Genomic DNA, 17,361 nt, shown 5'->3' on the forward strand with positions numbered 1-17,361 from the left:
GTTGTGCGACAAGTGTGCAATGCCGCGCAGTTTACCCTAATTCACACGGGATTCTGTCGGCACTGCCTTCACCACTGGCCGTTCCGGTGTGCGACGCCATTGCGGCAGGCCGATCAGCACCACGGCGCTGATGATCACCAACATGGCCAGCGCTTCCTCGGTGCCAATGGTCTCGCCGACAAACACGATGCCCAATAACACCGCCACCGCCGGGTTGACGTAGGCATAACTGGTGGCCGCCGCCGGACGCACGTGTTTCAACAGGTACATGTAGGCGTTGAAGGCGATGATCGAACCGAAGACAGTCAGGTACGCCAGCGCGGCCCAGCCTTCGATCGGCGGCATCTTTTCCAGGTGTTCGCCGCTGACTGCACTGGCGACCAGCAACACCACGCCGCCGACTAACATTTCCACGGCGCTGGCCATGGCGCCCTGGGGCAATGGCAGGTGTTTGCTCCAAACGGAGCCAAAGGCCCAGGCCGCCGCCGCAAAGATCAGCAGTGCAGCGCCCAGCGGGCTCGATTGCAGGTTGGAGCCGAGGTTGAGCATGCCGATGCCGATCAATCCGAGGACAATCCCGGCCCATTCGAGACGGGTATTGCGTGCGCCCCAGAAATAACCGCAGAGCAAGGTAAACAGCGGCACCGTCGCCACCGCCAACGCCGCAACGCCAGAGGCCACACCCGTGTGCTCGGCCACGCTCACCGCGCCGTTGCCGCAAGCCAGCAGCAACACGCCAATGATCCCCGCAGCTTTCCATTGTGCCCAGGTCGGTGCCGGCGCCCCGCGCCAACGCAGGAAGGCGTACATCAAAGTCCCGGCGATCACGAAGCGGATCCCCGCCAGCAGCAACGGCGGCCAGTACTCCACACCAATACGAATCACCAGATAGGTCGAACCCCAAATCACGTACAACGCGAAGAAGGCAGCGATTAACGGCAAGGGAAAGCGACGTGGACCAGGCATGGCGGGCAGCTCACAGGCAAGACAAGTGAACAGCTATTCTAAAAAGGCAGACGCGTAAAAATAAGTTACAAAACCTGTTTAAAGCATCGGTACACTTTTCAAAACACGGAGTTCAACGCTATAAACCGTGCTTTCGAAAGTCCGTGATTTTCAGGAGCCAGCTCGATGGATAAGTACGACCGCATGCTGCTCAGCGCCCTGTTGGAAAACGGTCGCGCGTCCTACGCCGACCTGGCGCGCAAGGTCAACCTGTCCGCCCCGGCCGTGGCCGAACGCGTGGCCAAACTGGAAGCCAGCGGCGTGATCACCGGTTACCAGGCGAAAGTCGACATGGCCAAGCTCGGGCTGCCGATCCAGTGCGTCATCGAACTGCGCCTGAACCAGCACGGCAACCAGAAGGCCTACGACGACCTGATAAAAATCCCACAGTTAACTGAATGCCACCGCGTGACGGGCGATCCGTGCGTAATCATGCAAGCGGCGGTGGGCTCGATGCCGGAGCTGGAAGAGTTGATCAACCAGATTGCCACGTTTGGGTTCAGCAAGACGTCGATTGTGTTGTCGAGTGCGATAGAGAAGCGCGTGCCGTTGGGGCAGCTGGAAGGCAATGGAAAAGTTTGATACGACACAGCCCCTGTAGGAGCCGGCTTGCTGGCGATTGCGGTTCGTCATTCAACATTGATGTCGACCGATACACCGCTATCGCCAGCAAGTCGGCTCCTACAGGGGGATTGCGGTCTGTCTGTCAGAACCCGCGATGGCGTTTGAGGTGTTCGTTGATCTTCGCCGCCGGCACTTTCTGCAACTTGCACAGCAAATCATGGGACAACTCGTGCAAGCCATGCTTCTGCCGCAGCTCTTCAGCCAGATGCGCCGTCAGGTTGGCTGCCATCTCGGCATCCGCCATCGCCCGGTGAGCCTTGCCCGTGTGCGGCAGGTTGGCGAAGGTGGTGAGGGTGCCGAGTTTGTGGTTCGGCGCCGCAGGCATCAGGCGGCGGGCCAACAGCAGCGAACAGGCAAAGTTTTGCAGGCGGGTGCGTTTGATCCGGCCGAGTTCGAAGTCCCAGAACTTCTGGTCGAACGCGGCGTTGTGCGCCAGCAACGGCGTGATGCCGACGAATTCGTTGACCTCGTTCATCACCTGCTCGGCCGATGGCGCGGTGCGCAGCATGGCATTGCTGATGCCGGTGAGTTGTTCGATGAAGGCCGGGACGCGCACGCCGGCGTTCATCAGGCTCTGGTAACGCTCGACGATGCGCCCCTGTTCAAGGATCACCACGGCAATTTCCGTGGCCCGGCAGCTGCTGCTCGGGGAGATCCCGGTGGTTTCAAAGTCGATGACTGCGATGCGTTCCAAACCTGTTTCAACTCCGTAAAAATCAATTCTTGAGCAGCAAGGCGCCTTCGATCGGCACGTAGCGGCTGGCGGCGCGGATCAGCGAATTGGCGGTCAGGCCCGGTACGCCATAGGCCACCGCTTGTACGCCGTGCTTGCTGATGATGCGTTCCAGCAGCATGTCGAAATCACCGTCACCGGAAGCCAGCACCACTTCGTCGACGTGGTCGGCGGCGTCCATGATGTCGAGGGTGATGCCCACGTCCCAGTCGCCCTTGGCCGAGCCGTCGCTGCGCTGGATGTACGGTTTGAGCTTCACGGTGAAACCGAGGTTGCGCAGGATCTGCTGGAACTGCTGCTGCTTGCTGTCACCACGGTCGATCGCGTAGGCGTAGGCCTCGACGATCTCGCCCTGTTTGCTGACATCAGCCCACAGCGCGGCGTAGTTGAAGTGACAACCATAGGCCTGACGCACGGTGTAATAGAGGTTCTGGACATCGGCGAACACTGCGATTTTTTTCACCGGAGTTCCTCAAGGCTGACTCAGGCACCAGGCCCGAAAAGTCGCCCAGTATGCCAGCCTGAAGGAGGGTTCCGCGAATAATCGGCCGCAAGCGCTTGGGCAGCCCAGACGAATGGCACTATGAAATGAAAACCCGTGGCGAGGGAGCTTGCTCCCGCTGGGCTGCGCAGCAGACCCGCTTCTTTCTAAACACAGAGCAGGGTGCCGCTTCGCGACCCAGCGCGAACAAGCTCGCTCGCCACAGGTTCGGGGTTTTCAGACGTAGGAGTCGTCGTCTCCGCCAAAGAACGATGAGCTGTCATCGCTGTAGTTGGCGTCAGCAAAACCGCCCTGGTCATTGCCGTAGGAATCGTTACCGGCCATGCGCTGGTCGTCGCCCCAGCCGTTGTTGCCCTGATCGTTGACCTGGGCCGGTTCTTCCTTGATGACTTCGACGATTTCTTCCGGCTGCTGATTGTGATGGAACAGGCTGCTGATGCCTTGCGCCAACATCACGCCACCGGCGACACCGGCCGCAGTCTTCAACGCGCCACCGAGAAAACTGCTGCCCGCCGCTGCCTGCTGTTGCGGGGCGTAGTTTTGCTGCGGCGCGCCGAAGTTTTGCTGTGGCGGCTGCGAGTTGAATGCAGGACGCGCCGGTTCTCGCCAGCCGCCACCGCTCGACACCGGCGCACTTTGCGCGGGCGCAGGTTGCGGATCACGATTGCCGCCACCAAAGATGCTCGACAGGAAACCACCGCTGCTCGGCGCCGGTGCGGCTGTCTGAGCCTTGGCCTGTTGCAGGTCGGCCTGCAATTGCCGGACTTGAGCGGTGAGTTGTTTGTTCTGCTCGTCGAGGCTCTTGATCGCCGCCTCTTGCACCAGAATCGCCTGGGTCATGAAATAACCTGCCGCCGGCTGGCGTGTCAGGTGTTCCTTGATCCGCGCCTCGGCCTGGGCGTCGCGCGGGGCTGAGTCCGTTTCGGCCTGTTGCAGCCGGGAAAACAGTCCATCGATCAGGGTTTGTTCTTCGCTGTTCATGGCGACCTCGTAGATTGCCGGGGAAATCGTTGCCTTTATCCACAGAGGATAAGGTGCCCGACCTTAATGGAGGCTGAAACAAGTCGTTTCAATGTCCTTTACCGAACGTTTACGTTTGCGCCCTCCCTCACATCATCGGTTAAAGTGGGCCACTGCTTTCCACCTGCGATACCGACTGATGAATCCGTTAGATGTGCTGCGTGACTCCCTTTATTTCTTCAAGCGCAATCTGGGCCAGATCGTGCAGCTGTGCCTGCCGCTGGTGATTTTCGAGGCGCTGTTGCAGCTAGTGGTCGACCGCTCCACCGAGCCGGACAGTTTTCCCGGTATCAGCGTGATGGTCGGCCTGCTGGTTTATCCGCTGTACACCGCCGCGCTGATTCTGTTTCTCGACGCCCGCAGCCGTGGCGAATCGCCGAGCACTCGCGCCCTGCTGTCGAGGTCCGCTTACCTGTGGCCGCGCTTCGCCGTGCTGACGGCGCTCAATACCTTGCTGATTCTGCTCGGCCTGTCGCTGTACTTCCTGCCGGGTATCTACCTGATGGTGACCCTGGCGTTCGGCGAATACCTGTTGGTGTTGCGTGGCCTAGCCCCGCTGGCGGCAATGAAGGAAAGCCTGCGCCTGACCCGTGGGCATTTCCTGCGCATCCTGGTGTGCATCCTGTGTGTGATGGCGCCTTTGTGGCTGCTCAAGGGCGCGACGCTGGCGGTCTACCCCGAGCCGCAGAACCCGGTGGTCTCGTTGTTGATCGACAGTGCCCACAGCTTCCTGCAACTGTTCACCAGCGTGGTGCTGTTCCGGCTGTTCATGCTGATCAGCGAAGTACCGGAAAAAATCGATGGGCCACGTTGACCGTGGGCGACCGCCCGTCAGTCGGGTATGCTCGGGGTCAACTTTCGTAACGCTATAAGCCGAGCCATGACCCGACTACTGCGCTACACCCTGCTGGCATCGTTGATCGTCATCGGCCTGATCGTCGTGATGATCTACAGCCTGACCTGGCGCCCCGACGCCAAGGAAGTGTTGCCGGTCAGTTGCAGCACTCAGGCACCGACCCTGGCTCCCGGCCAGGCGCTGAAAGTCATGACCTGGAACGTCCAGTACCTGGCGGGCAAGCGTTACGTGTTCTGGAATGACCTGGCGGCCGGAACCGATGAATCCCCCACGACGGAAGACATGGCTTTCAGCCTCGATGAAGTGGCGCGCGTGATTCGCGATGAGGAGCCGGACGTCGTGCTGTTGCAGGAGCTCGATGACGGCGCCAAGGCCAGCGCTTATCAGAACCAGCTCAAATTGCTCCAGGAACGGGTCGCCGATCTTTACCCCTGCAGCACCCATGCCTTCGACTGGAAAGCCGACTTCGTCCCTGACCTGCACATCTTCGGCAGCGTCGGCCGGCAACTGGCGACCCTCAGCCGCTACCAGATCGAACACGCCGAACGCCTGCAACTGCCAGTCATCCAGGGCAACCTCGTCAGCCGCCAGTTCAGCCCGAGAAACGCCTTGCTGGTCACTTACCTGCCATTGAGCGACGGCGGCCAGATGGCCATTCTCAACACCCATCTGGACCGCGTAGCGCAACCTGACGATAGCGTGAACAGGCAAATCTCGGCCGTGGCCAGGTTCCTCGACAAATTTGAAAGCCGTGGCACGCCGTGGTTGATCGGCGGCGATTTCAATTTGCTGCCGCTGGGGCAATTTCAGCGCCTGCCCGACGAACAACGCACGCCCTACTCCGCCGACAGCGCGCTGCATCTGCTGTGGGACAAATACCCGATGATCCCCACCAACAACGAAGCCGGCGGAGCCGACCGCGCGCGCTGGCTGACCCATTACCCGAACGATCCGGGTGTGAGCGGCCCGGACCGCACGGTCGACTACCTGTTCTACAGCCCGCGCATCAAACGGGTCGAGGCAACGGTGAGACAGGACGATACCTTGCGCATCTCCGATCATCTGCCGGTGATTGCGCGGTTCCTCCTGCCCGCCGCGCCATAACCCGCCGGACACAAAACCTGTAGGAGCTGTCGAGTGAAACGAGGCTGCGATCTTTTGATCTTGATCTTAATAATCAAAGTCAAAAGATCGCAGCCTCGCTTCGCGAGACAGCTCCTACAAGTCAGTCTTTTTTCCAGTCGTCCGGGATGACCGCGATCACGTCGATTTCCATCAGCCATTGCGGTTGGCCGAGCCCGGAGATGACCAGGCCGGTGGAGATCGGGAACACGCCCTTCAACCACTTGCCCACCACTTGATACACCGGCTCGCGGTAGCGCGGGTCAATGATGTAGGTGGTGGTTTTGACGATATGGGACAGATCGCTGCCCGCCTCTTCCAGAAGCTGTTTGACGTTTTTCATCGCCTGTTCCGCTTGCGCGCCCGGATCACCAAGGCCCACCAGGTTGCCGTCGAAATCGGTGCCGATCTGGCCGCGTACATACACCGTGTTGCCGGCGCGTACGGCTTGGCAAAGATCGTTATCCAGCGACTGATTGGGATAGGTGTCTTTGGTATTGAACATGCGGATTCGCGTGTGAGTAGGCATCAACTGACTCCCCTGAAACTTGATTGATAAGGTTGTGGGAATGGCCGGCGGGCCATTCCTCGATCGATTCTCAGCGCTGCGACGGGTCGCGGTATTCCAGGTACTGGCGCTGGGTCGCGATGTGCCCGGCGACGTGTTTGGCGTCGTGCCAAACGCCCCAGATAAAGCTCGAACCCCGGCGCGACAGCCACGGCAGACCGACGAAATAAACCCCGGGCTCGCTCGACACGCCACGTTGATGACGAGGCTTACCCTTGTCGTCGAAGGCGTCGACTTGTAGCCAGCTGTAATCGACTGCATAGCCGGTGGCCCAAATGATCGAGGTGATACCCGCTTCCGCCAGATCCAGTTCAAGAATCGGGTTTGTAACGCAGTCAGGATCAGGAAGGGTGAAGCGAGCTTCGGGCTCTTCCGGCAGGTCGAGGCCGTTGCGCGCCACGTAGGCATCTGCGGTATCCAGCAGCGACAGGTAATTCTCGTCTCCGGCAGCGATGTTGCGCGCGAGGTCCTGCTGGAACGTCACCACGCCGTCGTTGAACGACTGGGTCAGCCCCACCAGTTTGACGCCTTGCTGGGCCAGCACTCGGAAATCCACGGTCTGCCCGCCACGCGCGCCGCTCACCGCAATAGTGACGTGCTCACGACCCGGCTCCATGGTTTCCAGATCCCACAGCCCCAGAACCCCGAGCCACCAGCAGAAGTCACGGTTGCGATAGGCGCGAGGCGGACGGTCATGCTGGCCGACCGAAAGATAAACCTGTTTACCGGCGCGCTGTAACTCATCAGCAATCTGCACCCCGGAGGAGCCTGCGCCTACCACCAGCACGCCGCCCTCGGGCAGTTGCTGCGGGTTGAAATATTGAGCCGAGTGAATCTGTGTGATGGTGTCGTCTTTCGGCGCAATCGGTGGGATGACCGGGCGCTGGAAAGGACCGGTGGCCGCCACCACGCGATTGGCTTCGATTACGCCTTCTGAGGTTTCGATGGTGAAGCCTGGGCGATCGGCGTTGCGTACAACCTTTTTGACTTCTACACCGGTACGAATCGGCGCTTCGAATTTCTCGGCATAGGCTTCGAAATAAGCCGCCACCTGATCTTTTGAGGCGAAGGCATCCGGTTCCAGCTCTTCGAAAGCCAATCCGGGAAAGCGGTCGTGCCAGACCGGGCCGTTGGCAACCAACGAATCCCAGCGCCCGGTGCGCCACGCTTCTGCGATGCGATTACGCTCAAGGACGAGATGCGGCACACCGAGTTTGCTCAGGTGCTCGCTCATGGCGACGCCAGCCTGGCCGGCACCGACAACAAGCGTATCTATTTCTATCTTTTTATCATTCATGCTTGTGTCCTTCAGAGAGGCGACTATGGCGCGACATGTCGCGACAATTCTGCTGTTTGAATAATTAATTCCGCGTAAACAACTTTGCAGGCGGGGTAGTTTTATTGTGCTTAGCGAATGCCAAGAACGAAATTATGATTTTTGTAGTTGCTGCCCATGAAAAAACTAACCAACAACTAAGTTCGGTACTTTCTGGATAAACACAGTCACTGTAGGAGCGAGCCTGCTCGCGATAAACTTGAAAGCACCGCGTTCATTCAGGCAATACACATTATCGTTAACGACCATCGCGAGCAGGCTCGCTCCTACAGTTCATGGAGCGAGCCTGATCGTTATTTAGAGCACGCCAATTTCTTGCGCGGTTCGATCAACTGCAATCTTGGTCTTGGCAACCAATTCATCGATTTCAGCGCGGGTCGCGATCAATGCCGGTGCCATGATCATGCGGCCAAGCGTCGAGCGAATAATCACGCCCTCTTCAAAGCCAATCGTGCGGCAACGCCAGGCGATGTCGCCTTCGTTGGCGAAGCGCTTGCGGGTCGCCTTGTCCTCGGCAAACTGCAACGCCGCGACCAGGCCGACACCCTGAATCTCACCCACCAGCGGGTGATTGCCAAACACCTCGCGCAGGCACTGCTGAAAGTACGGGCCAGTGTCGCTCTTCACTTGGCTGACCACGCCCTCATCGCGCAACGCCGTGAGGTTGGCAATCGCCACGGCCGCCGCCACCGGGTGACCGGAATAGGTCAGGCCGTGGGCAAACACACCGCCCTGCTCGACCAGCACTTCGGCCATGCGCCGACTCAGAATCAGTCCGCCCATGGGGATGTAACCCGACGTCAGGCCCTTGGCGATCGACAGGGTGTCCGGCTCGAAATCAAAGTGCTGGTGGGCAAACCATTCGCCCGTGCGTCCGAAGCCACCGATCACCTCGTCAGCACACAACAGCACGTCGTACTTGCGGCAGATTCGCTGGATTTCCGGCCAGTAGCTCTCTGGCGGGAAGATCATGCCGCCAGCACCCTGGAACGGCTCGGCGATGAACGCGGCAACGTTTTCCGCGCCCAGTTCGAGAATCTTGGTTTCCAGTTGTTGAGCCGCGCGCAGGCCGAATTCGGCGGGCGTCAGATCACCTTCATGGCCGAACCAGTAGGGTTCATCGATGTGCGCGACGTCAGGAATCACCCCGCCCATTTCGTGCATGAACTTCATCCCGCCCATCGCGCTGGCAGCCAGGGTAGAGCCGTGGTATCCGTTCCAGCGACCGATCATGACCTTCTTCTGCGGCTTGCCGAGCACCTGCCAGTAACGGCGCACAGTGCGGATCAGCACCTCGTTGGCCTCGGAGCCGGAGTTGGTGTAGATCGCGTGGCTGTAGTGCTTGGGCAGCAAGCTGAACAGCAGTTCGGAAAGCTCGACCACGGCCGGGTGAGTGGTGTGGAAGAACATGTTGTAGTACGGCAACTGTTCCAGCTGACGGGTCGCCGCTGCGGCGAGATCCTTGCGCCCATAACCGAGGTTGGTGCACCACAAACCGGACATGCCATCGAGGTAACGATTGCCGTCGTTGTCCCACAGATGCAGACGGTCGCCACCGACGATCACGCGCGGACCCTCTTCGTTCAACGCCTTCTGATCGAGGAATGCGTGAATGTGGTGGGCGGCGTCGGCCGCTTGATAGTCCTTGGTTTCGCGCTGGGGTTTGTAGTCAGTTGTCATCTCTTATTCTCCTGAATTGAATAAAGGTTCAGTTCCCGGACACCGTGGCGATCGGTGTCATCTTCGGCACGTCGTTGCCCTGGGATTGGTTTTGAATGAGTGGTTCTGGCGTGAACAGTGGTTTGCGCATCACGAACTTGACCCACACCACGGCAATCACCGATATCACGCCCAGCACCACACCGGCGCAACCGAAAATGCTGGCGGTCATCTCTGGCGTTGGCGACACGTGGTAGATCGCAAACAGCATGCCGAGAATGCCGACCACCTGTGGCCATGGATAAAACGGTGAGCGGAATGGACGGGCCAGATGGGGATAGCGCCGGCGCAAGGCGATTACATCGATGTGCACGATGATGTAGGCCAGCAGCCAGGCGAGCGCGGCCGCCAGAAGCAGCAAGCTGATCGCCGCCGCGTCGTGCCCCAGAATGAGGATCGGCAGGCCGGTGATCGCTGCAACGAACAGCACCGCCACCCAAGGCGTGCGACCACGCGCCGTAAGCTTCTTGAATTGCGGGAATGCCTGACCGTTTTGCGCCATGCCGTAGAGCATGCGCGGCAAGGCCGCCAAGGACGAATTCACGGTGCTGCAAGTCGCGGTAATGGCCGCTACCACCAGGAACAACTTGCCGGCCTCACCGAAAACCGTGGTGGCCAGCAGGTAATGAGGCAAGGCATCACTGGCCAATTGCTCACGCGGGATGCACAGCAAAGCGCCGAAGCAATACAAGGCAATCACGCCGAAAATCACCGTCAAGCCAATGGTCATCGAGCGTGGAATATTGCGCTCCGGATTGCGGGTTTCTTCCACCAGCGGGCAGACGAATTCCGCCCCGACAAAACCCCAGACAGCCATGGCCGCCAAGGTGATTGCGCCGAACTCCAGCGGGTTCCAGCCCTGATCCAGCGGGAGTTGCAAACTCGCCTGGCCGTTACTCAGTGACGCCAGGCCCATGGCGACGAGTATCACCACCATCACCAGCGCCAGCACATTCTGCAGTTTGGCGAAGACATCAATGCCGAACAGGTTCAAAACGGTGAACAACCCCAGCACGCCGTAGGCCACCACCATGTGCGGAATGACATCCGGATAGACCTTGCTGATCACCAGGTCCAGCAACAGCAATTCGGCAGACAGCGCAAACATCGCCACCACCATGTAGCCCGAGAAGGTCGCGAGAATCGCCGGGAAATGCCCGATCGCCACTTCGGTGTAACTGCTGAGGCTGCCCGCTCGCGGGATCATCAAGGCCAGCTCGGAAAACGACCAGGCATAAGTGATCGCCAGCACATAGGCGATGGCCAGCGGAATGATAAAACCGAAACCGGCAATGCCCGCACCTTGCAGCATCAGCACCATGACGCCTTGCGAGACCACGACGCCCACCGCAACGGCCAGCAGCGAGCCCAGCCCCAGGACCCGGCGCAAACCACCGGACGGCGCCTGGATGGACGCGGTTGTAGTTGAACTCATGACAAACTCCCCGTGTTTTCTTGTTGTTGATTGCCTCCGCGTGGAAGGCAGGGACATCGCGACTCATCCTTGAGTGGCGATTGATGACAACAGCGGCTTAGCGTGCCGCCCAGGCGTTGAAACGTTCCTCCAGCTCTTCGCCGTGATCGACCCAGAACGTGGCATCCACCAACTGACCTTCAGACAAATTGGCTTGAGCCGTTGGCAGTTGGGCCAGCGTGTCGGCCGGTAGCTGCGCCAGCACGTCCTTGCGGATCGGGCCGTAGGGAATCTGCGTGGAGAAGGATTTCTGACCGCTCGCCTGGCTGGCAAACACGATGAAACGCTCGGCCAGCGCCTTGTTCGGACTGCCGCGAACAATCGCCCAGTGATCAGGATCATAGAGGTGGCCGTTCCACGAGATGGCGAGTTTCGAACCTTCCTTCTGCGCCACGGCAATCCGGCCGTTGTAGGCGGCCGACATCACGACGTCACCGGCCGCGAGCCATTGCGGCGGCTGGGCGCCGGCTTCCCACCACTGGATCGAGGGCTTGATCTGGTCGAGCTTGTGAAACGCCCGGTCCACGCCCTCCTTGGTGCCCAGCACTTTGTACAGGTCATCCTGTTTGACCCCGTCAGCGAGCAGCGCCACTTCCAGCGTGTATTTGGCGCCTTTGCGCAGGCCACGCTTGCCGGGGAATTGCTGCAGGTTCCACATGTCCGCCCAAGACGTGGGCGCTGCGCTGACCTTGTTCGAGTTGTAGGCGAGCACCATCGACCACACGTAACTGGCCACGCCGCACTCGCTGACCGCACCCGGCAAATAGCTTTTTGAATCCCCGATCAGCGCCGGGTCCAGCCGCTCAAACAATCCCTCTTCACAGCCACGCAGCAGCTCAGGGCTTTCCACTTCGACCACGTCCCAGCTGACCTGGCCGACATCGACCATGGCTTTGACTTTGGACAGTTCTCCGCTGTACTCGCCGACCACAACTTTGCCAGCACCGCTTTGTTCGAAGGGTTTGAAGTAAGCCCCCTCCTGCGCCGCCTTGGTCGCACCACCGAACGAAATAACCGTGAGACTTTCGGCCTGTGCAATAACCGGCACCGTACCGACCAGTAGCGCAGTTAAACCAGCCGCTGCTGTAACACTCGAAGTTGAATATTTGAACATGGAAGCTCCCTCACTTTTTAATTGTGATTAGTTACTGAGGCAGTCACGACCACGCGGCCGCAAGTACGCGCACTACAAGCCGCGCGAGAACATCTTTTTATTCTTTAACCGCACGCAAATAACGTGCGGCTATTCACTCAGGAAACACTCAACGCAATTGAAACCAGGTGGTTTTCAACTGGGTGTATTTATCAAACGAGTGCAACGACAGGTCCCGGCCGAAACCCGATTGCTTGCCACCACCGAACGGCACGCTGACATCGAGGGCGTCCACGGTATTCACCGAAACCGTGCCGGCCTTCAGTGCACGCGCCACTCGGTGTGCGCGATTCAGATCGTCGCTCCACACCGAAGCGGCCAGGCCATAGATGCTGTCGTTGGCCAGGCGCACCGCTTGTTCTTCGCTGTCGAAGGTGGAAATCGCCAGCACCGGCCCGAACACTTCTTCACGGGACAGGTGCGAGTCATGATCAACGTCGGCAAAAATGGTCGGCTCGATAAAGTTGTCGGAGCCGTTGAAGCTCAAGCGACGGCCACCGGTAAGCAGTCGGGCGCCGTCTTCGTGGGCGCGTTCGATCGCACTCATCACGCACGACGCCTGGGTCGAATCGACGATCGCGCCAGCCGGGCTTGCAGGGTTAAGTGGATCGCCGGGCATCCAGGCTTTGGCTTTCTCCAACAGACGCTCGATAAACTCATCTTTGACCGAGTTCTGCACATACAGCCGCGAGTTGGCCGAGCACACCTCGCCCTGATTGAAGAAGATGCCGAACGCCGCTTTCTCCGCCGCCAGATCAAGATCACGGCAATCATCGAACACCAGGCTCGGGCTCTTGCCGCCACACTCCAGCCACACCTGTTTGAGGTTCGATTGCGCGGCGTACTGCATGAAGTATTTGCCCACCTGAGTCGACCCGGTGAACACCAGGCAGTCGACGTCAGGATGCAAGCCCAGCGCCTTGCCGGCGGATTCGCCCAGCCCCGGCAGCACGTTCAGCACGCCCGGCGGCAAACCGGCTTCCAGCGCCAGTTCGGCCAGACGCAGCGCCGAGAACGGTGATTGCTCGGCAGGCTTGAGCACCACGCTGTTGCCGGCCGCCAGCGCCGGGGCAAGTTTCCAGGCAGCCATGTCGAGCGGGAAGTTCCACGGCACGACGGCCGCAACAACGCCCAGCGCTTCACGGGTGATGGTCGCCAGTGCCGATGACGCGGTCGGGGCGACCTGGTCGTACAGCTTGTCCAGCGACTCGCCGTACCAGGCGAACACATGGGCGGCACCGGGGACGTCGATGTTGTAGGCGTCCATCACTGGCTTACCCATGTTCAGCGAATCCAGCAGCGCGAGTTCTTCGCGGTGAGCCAGCACCAGCTCGGACAGACGCAGCATCACCCGCTTGCGCTCGACCGGTGCCATCCGTGCCCACGGGCCTTCGTTGAAAGCGCGACGCGCACTGCGCACGGCCAGTTCCACTTCCACTTCGCCACACGCGGCGACACGGGCAAGCAACTGATTGGTCGCCGGATTGATCGAATCGAAGGTCGCGCCTGAAGCGGCAGCGACCTGCCGGCCATCGATCAAGGCTTTATCAGAGAAGGTTTGCCGGGCAGCTCGTTGCTGCCAATAGTCGAGGTCGAACACGCTACGCTCCCTTTACGACCGCCTGGGTGGTCGGGGTTGTTATCAGAGGTTGGAGAGATAGTGCGGCAACCGTACGCAGAGGAAAATTATTAAAAATGTGCTCGGGGTATAAGAAAAAACTGGGTAAGCGCTGCCCCAGTCCAGAACCCGCATAGGGTAAGGTTCAGTCAACAATCTGTGCGACGGCCATCCGGTCTTTCAGCGCAAAACAGAGCAAAACGAGGTGCGTGTGGCTTCCTATACATTGCGGCAACTCAAGTATTTCGTCACAACGGTAGAAGCCGGCAGCGTCGCCGAAGCCTCGCGACAGCTGTACATCGCGCAGCCTTCCGTTTCCACGGCGATCAAGAGTCTGGAAGAGTCATTCAACGTCCAACTGTTCATCCGCCACCACGCCCAGGGCGTTTCCCTGACGCCCACCGGCACGCGCTTCTACCACAAGGCGCAGGAACTGCTGCGGATGGCCCGGGAGTTTGAACAGAATGCGCTGGCGGATAACGACACGGTGTCCGGACAAATCGACATCGGCTGCTTCGAGACCGTCGCGCCGTTGTATTTGCCACAACTGATCGCCGGTTTTCGCAAGCTGTACCCGGGCGTGGACATCCGCATTCGCGATGGCGAACAACAAGAGCTGGTGCAAGGCCTGACCGCAGGCACTTTCGACGTGGCCTTCCTCTACGATCACGGGCTGGACGGCACCATCCAGACCACGCCGCTGATGCCACCGCAAAAGCCTTACGTCCTGTTGCCTGAAGGCCATCGCTTCGCCGACCAGAACGAAGTATCGCTGCGGGACTTGTGCAGCGAGCCGATGATTCTGCTCGATGTGCAGCCGAGCCGGACTTATTTCGTGAGCCTGTTCCACGAACTGGATCTGACGCCCAACATCGTGTTCAGCTCACCTTCGATCGAGATGGTGCGCGGCATGGTTGGCCAGGGTTTCGGCTTCTCGATCCTGGTCACCCGCCCGCATTCGGAATGCACTTACGATGGCAAGAAGGTGATCTCGGTGAACATCAAAGAACCGGTGACAATGTCCGGCCTGGCATCCGCCCACCTCAAACGCAGTCAACTGACCAAGCCTGCGCAGTTGTTCGTGGACTTCTGCCGCGAGCAGCTGACCCAGAAAGTAGCAGAACCCCTGTAGGAGCGAGCCTGCTCGCGATGGACTCAAGAGCGCCGCGTGTAGCCAGTAAACACGCGTTATCGTTAACGACCATCGCGAGCAGGCTCGCTCCTACAGTTAAATGTCGCCACGCAGATAGTCAGCCAATCGCACCAGCATCGCATCGCAACCGCTCAACTGCTCCACCGCAATAAACTCATCAGGCTTGTGCCCTTGATCCATGCTGCCTGGACCACAGACCACCGTGGGGATGCCAGCCTGATCAAACAGCCCTCCCTCAGTCCCGAACGCCACCGTTCCAAAGTCTGAAGAGTTGCTCAACAACGCCAGCAACCGCGCCGCGTCACTCTCGGGCGGTGTCGCCAAACCGGGGTAAGCGCTCAGTGGCCGCAATCGAATATCCGTGTCCGCCTGCACCGCGCGCATCTTCGGCAGTACATGTTCCTCGGCGTAGGTTTGGAGCTGGTCCGCAACCACTTGAGCATCGAAATCCGGCAGCGCCCTGACCTCAAAATCGAACTCACATTCAGCAGGAACAATATTCAACGCCCGGCCACCTTTGATCACACCCGTTTGCACCGTCGAAAACGGCGGATCGAAACGTTCGTCGTGATGATCAGGATGAGCGAGCCCGGCACCGATAACGCCCAACTGGCCAATCAACTGCGCGGCATATTCAATCGCGTTTACCCCATACGGCGCATACGCCGAATGGCACGCGGCACCGCGCACTTCGCAGCGCATCGCGAGTTTGCCTTTGTGGCCGAGCACAGGCTTGAGTTCTGTCGGTTCGCCGATCAGACACAGTCGTGGCTTGAAAGGCCGCTTCTCCAGCTCGGCCAGCATCGGCCTGACACCCAGGCAACCAACTTCCTCATCGTAGGAAAACGCCAGGTGCACCGGCCGCAGAAGCGGACGTTGCACAAAGGTCGGCACCGCCGCGAGCACCGAGGCGATGAACCCTTTCATGTCCGCCGTGCCACGGCCGTACAGGCGTCCATCCTTTTCCGTCATCTGGAACGGATCGACCGTCCAGGCCTGCCCGTCAACCGGTACCACATCAGTGTGGCCCGAGAGCACGACACCACCGGATTTGAGCGGGCCGATGGTCGCGAACAGATTGGCCTTGGTGCCTTCTTCGTTGAAGAACAGCTCACTCTGCACACCATGCCTGGCCAGATACGCCTCGATGAAACGGATCAATTCGAGGTTGGAATCGCGGCTGACGGTGGCGAAACCAACCAGGCGTTCCAGCAGGTCGCGACTGGACGCCTCACTCATCGCCCGGCACTCCGTAGCTCGGGGCCGTCGTCGGGTTGAGTGCGCGCGTCAGGTAGTCCTGCATTTGTGGTCGATAGGCTTGCCAGAGGCCATCCAGCTGCCCGATGGGATCTTCCTCGGCCCAATCAACCCGCAAGTCGATGATCGGCCACGTATGGTCACCCACCACTTTCAGCGCAGCGGAATGCACCGGACCGGCCTCACCACCGGCCGCCATCGCCGCGTGCATGGCCGCCAGCAAACGGTCGGCCAACTGACCCGGCTCGGCCTCGAACGCCACGACCATGGCCTCGATGACCCGCACGTCGCTGAGCAAATTACCTGCCGCGACACACTGCTCGCCTTTCACCGCGTTGTGCACACCCAGCGACTCCTTGCCGCTGAACAGCGCAATCCGGCCCGACGCATCGATCACCGTCACTTGTCGGTACTGACTCCAGCCATTGGACGTCAGCGCCCGGTCCAGCGCTGCCTCAGGCTCCAGATGCTGATGCTCCAGCAAGTCCAGGATCTGTGGCCCCAGCGCCGGCAGCGTAATGTTCTGCGTAGACACCGCACCGACACCCGCCCGCGCCCAAGGGCAACGCGCACCGACCGCAATGCTTGAAGAGCTGATGGCAATACCGAGCTGCCCGGTTTCAGGGCAGCGTCCGATAATCGAGAACGTCATGACTCACTCCTTAAAATTCCAATGCACGCGCAACTGCATTCTGTGCATGCACTGGAATGGGAGAAAGCAGGTTTTTTGTGGCTTTGGGGAAGGAAAAAACTGGTCAGGCCTGTCGTGTTATTCAGGCGGATCAATCTGATCCAGCACCCGATTGGCCGTGATCTCCGCCAGCATCACGCTGTTGGAAATCCCCAGCAGCGCATTGCGCGATCCGCCGTCCAGGTGATCGACCAACTGATGGACCATCACATCCACCGAGGCCAGCGTTTCCACCAGATACACCATCAAGGTTTCGCTCGTGGCCTCCGGGTCGACGGTGAACAGGGTGCTGACGGTACGCGGTGTAGCTTTGATGTCGGCGGTCGAGGGGAAGTGGAAGTTGAGGGCGCGTTCGGCGGCCTCGTTGAGTTTTTTGGAATCGGGGTCGTATGGGGATGCCGGATCGGTGTCTGGCGGGTTCGGTGTAGGTTTGAACATGGGCAATTAACCTCAAGTGAGGCCGTGACCATCTCGCGACTAAACGAAAGGGAGGCGGCTGTGCGCAAGTTAGTCGACCGGTAAACCACCCA

17 protein-coding genes are annotated in these 17,361 nt (G+C 59.8%); 4 read left to right on the forward strand and 13 right to left on the reverse strand.

What is annotated here, in order from left to right:
* Positions 1-36: 36 nt before the first annotated feature.
* Positions 37-966 (reverse strand): drug/metabolite exporter YedA, encoded by a 930-nt coding sequence (gene yedA / locus KGB21_RS14300; RefSeq protein WP_223505470.1) that lies wholly within the window; start codon positions 964-966, stop codon positions 37-39.
* A 165-nt stretch (positions 967-1,131) separates the two neighbouring features.
* Between yedA and KGB21_RS14305 the strand changes: the two genes are divergently transcribed.
* Positions 1,132-1,587: an Lrp/AsnC family transcriptional regulator gene (locus KGB21_RS14305; protein ID WP_223505471.1), complete on the forward strand. Its 456-nt coding sequence runs from the start codon at positions 1,132-1,134 to the stop codon at positions 1,585-1,587.
* A gap of 124 nt (positions 1,588-1,711) precedes the next feature.
* On the opposite strand, the gene KGB21_RS14310 is transcribed toward KGB21_RS14305, so the two are convergent.
* From KGB21_RS14310 to KGB21_RS14320, 3 genes are all read right to left on the reverse strand, one after another.
* Positions 1,712-2,323, reverse strand: coding sequence for a PolC-type DNA polymerase III (locus KGB21_RS14310; RefSeq protein ID WP_223505472.1), 612 nt, complete (start codon positions 2,321-2,323; stop codon positions 1,712-1,714).
* Positions 2,324-2,345: 22 nt separating this feature from the next.
* On the reverse strand, positions 2,346-2,825 hold the full coding sequence (locus KGB21_RS14315; protein ID WP_034148167.1) for an NYN domain-containing protein: 480 nt from the start codon (positions 2,823-2,825) through the stop codon (positions 2,346-2,348).
* A gap of 255 nt (positions 2,826-3,080) precedes the next feature.
* A complete protein-coding gene (locus KGB21_RS14320; RefSeq protein WP_223505473.1) occupies positions 3,081-3,845 on the reverse strand; it encodes a DUF2076 domain-containing protein in 765 nt (254 codons plus the stop codon).
* Positions 3,846-4,023: 178 nt separating this feature from the next.
* On the opposite strand from KGB21_RS14320, the gene KGB21_RS14325 reads away from it, so the two are divergent.
* Positions 4,024-4,698 (forward strand): YciC family protein, encoded by a 675-nt coding sequence (locus KGB21_RS14325; RefSeq protein ID WP_034148165.1) that lies wholly within the window; start codon positions 4,024-4,026, stop codon positions 4,696-4,698.
* Between the two features lie 66 nt (positions 4,699-4,764).
* Positions 4,765-5,844, forward strand: coding sequence for an endonuclease/exonuclease/phosphatase family protein (locus KGB21_RS14330; protein ID WP_223505474.1), 1,080 nt, complete (start codon positions 4,765-4,767; stop codon positions 5,842-5,844).
* 121 nt (positions 5,845-5,965) lie between these two features.
* On the opposite strand, the gene KGB21_RS14335 is transcribed toward KGB21_RS14330, so the two are convergent.
* From KGB21_RS14335 to KGB21_RS14360, 6 genes are all read right to left on the reverse strand, one after another.
* Positions 5,966-6,391: a RidA family protein gene (locus KGB21_RS14335; RefSeq protein WP_034148163.1), complete on the reverse strand. Its 426-nt coding sequence runs from the start codon at positions 6,389-6,391 to the stop codon at positions 5,966-5,968.
* Positions 6,392-6,461: 70 nt separating this feature from the next.
* On the reverse strand, positions 6,462-7,727 hold the full coding sequence (locus KGB21_RS14340) for a flavin-containing monooxygenase (RefSeq protein ID WP_223505475.1): 1,266 nt from the start codon (positions 7,725-7,727) through the stop codon (positions 6,462-6,464).
* Positions 7,728-8,063: 336 nt separating this feature from the next.
* Positions 8,064-9,446: an aspartate aminotransferase family protein gene (locus KGB21_RS14345; RefSeq protein WP_223505476.1), complete on the reverse strand. Its 1,383-nt coding sequence runs from the start codon at positions 9,444-9,446 to the stop codon at positions 8,064-8,066.
* 28 nt (positions 9,447-9,474) lie between these two features.
* Positions 9,475-10,920, reverse strand: coding sequence for an APC family permease (locus KGB21_RS14350; RefSeq protein WP_223505477.1), 1,446 nt, complete (start codon positions 10,918-10,920; stop codon positions 9,475-9,477).
* A 97-nt stretch (positions 10,921-11,017) separates the two neighbouring features.
* A complete protein-coding gene (locus KGB21_RS14355; protein WP_223505478.1) occupies positions 11,018-12,073 on the reverse strand; it encodes an ABC transporter substrate-binding protein in 1,056 nt (351 codons plus the stop codon).
* Between the two features lie 148 nt (positions 12,074-12,221).
* Positions 12,222-13,712 (reverse strand): aldehyde dehydrogenase, encoded by a 1,491-nt coding sequence (locus KGB21_RS14360; protein ID WP_223505479.1) that lies wholly within the window; start codon positions 13,710-13,712, stop codon positions 12,222-12,224.
* 229 nt (positions 13,713-13,941) lie between these two features.
* Between KGB21_RS14360 and KGB21_RS14365 the strand changes: the two genes are divergently transcribed.
* Positions 13,942-14,862 (forward strand): LysR family transcriptional regulator, encoded by a 921-nt coding sequence (locus KGB21_RS14365; protein WP_223505480.1) that lies wholly within the window; start codon positions 13,942-13,944, stop codon positions 14,860-14,862.
* Positions 14,863-14,958: 96 nt separating this feature from the next.
* Here KGB21_RS14365 and argE read toward each other — a convergent pair whose 3' ends face one another.
* The 3 genes from argE to KGB21_RS14380 all read right to left on the reverse strand — a co-directional run bounded on the left by argE (position 14,959) and on the right by KGB21_RS14380 (position 17,269).
* Entirely contained in the window at positions 14,959-16,122 is a 1,164-nt protein-coding gene (argE, locus tag KGB21_RS14370) for an acetylornithine deacetylase (RefSeq protein ID WP_223505481.1), read from the reverse strand.
* Complete coding sequence (locus KGB21_RS14375; RefSeq protein WP_223505482.1) at positions 16,115-16,792, reverse strand: DUF1028 domain-containing protein; 678 nt, start codon at positions 16,790-16,792, stop codon at positions 16,115-16,117. The genes argE and KGB21_RS14375 overlap by 8 nt, the downstream gene beginning before the upstream one ends.
* 117 nt (positions 16,793-16,909) lie before the next feature.
* Positions 16,910-17,269: a DUF6124 family protein gene (locus KGB21_RS14380; protein WP_223505483.1), complete on the reverse strand. Its 360-nt coding sequence runs from the start codon at positions 17,267-17,269 to the stop codon at positions 16,910-16,912.
* Positions 17,270-17,361 lie beyond the last annotated feature (92 nt).

Origin of the sequence: Pseudomonas sp. GL-RE-29, assembly GCF_019947275.1 — a bacterium.
In the GTDB taxonomy this organism is placed as follows: Bacteria; Pseudomonadota; Gammaproteobacteria; order Pseudomonadales; family Pseudomonadaceae; genus Aquipseudomonas; species Aquipseudomonas fluorescens_A.

Bases quoted from the DNA above. Each gene is read 5' to 3' on its own strand.
- KGB21_RS14375 (WP_223505482.1), bottom strand. From the start codon at position 16,792: ATGACGTTCTCGATTATCGGACGCTGCCCTGAAACCGGGCAGCTCGGT.
- KGB21_RS14305 (WP_223505471.1), top strand. From the start codon at position 1,132: ATGGATAAGTACGACCGCATGCTGCTCAGCGCCCTGTTGGAAAACGGT.
- KGB21_RS14355 (WP_223505478.1), bottom strand. From the start codon at position 12,073: ATGTTCAAATATTCAACTTCGAGTGTTACAGCAGCGGCTGGTTTAACT.
- argE (WP_223505481.1), bottom strand. From the start codon at position 16,122: ATGAGTGAGGCGTCCAGTCGCGACCTGCTGGAACGCCTGGTTGGTTTC.
- KGB21_RS14330 (WP_223505474.1), top strand. From the start codon at position 4,765: ATGACCCGACTACTGCGCTACACCCTGCTGGCATCGTTGATCGTCATC.
- KGB21_RS14350 (WP_223505477.1), bottom strand. From the start codon at position 10,920: ATGAGTTCAACTACAACCGCGTCCATCCAGGCGCCGTCCGGTGGTTTG.
- KGB21_RS14380 (WP_223505483.1), bottom strand. From the start codon at position 17,269: ATGTTCAAACCTACACCGAACCCGCCAGACACCGATCCGGCATCCCCA.
- KGB21_RS14335 (WP_034148163.1), bottom strand. From the start codon at position 6,391: ATGCCTACTCACACGCGAATCCGCATGTTCAATACCAAAGACACCTAT.
- KGB21_RS14345 (WP_223505476.1), bottom strand. From the start codon at position 9,446: ATGACAACTGACTACAAACCCCAGCGCGAAACCAAGGACTATCAAGCG.
- KGB21_RS14340 (WP_223505475.1), bottom strand. From the start codon at position 7,727: ATGAATGATAAAAAGATAGAAATAGATACGCTTGTTGTCGGTGCCGGC.
- KGB21_RS14320 (WP_223505473.1), bottom strand. From the start codon at position 3,845: ATGAACAGCGAAGAACAAACCCTGATCGATGGACTGTTTTCCCGGCTG.
- KGB21_RS14325 (WP_034148165.1), top strand. From the start codon at position 4,024: ATGAATCCGTTAGATGTGCTGCGTGACTCCCTTTATTTCTTCAAGCGC.
- yedA (WP_223505470.1), bottom strand. From the start codon at position 966: ATGCCTGGTCCACGTCGCTTTCCCTTGCCGTTAATCGCTGCCTTCTTC.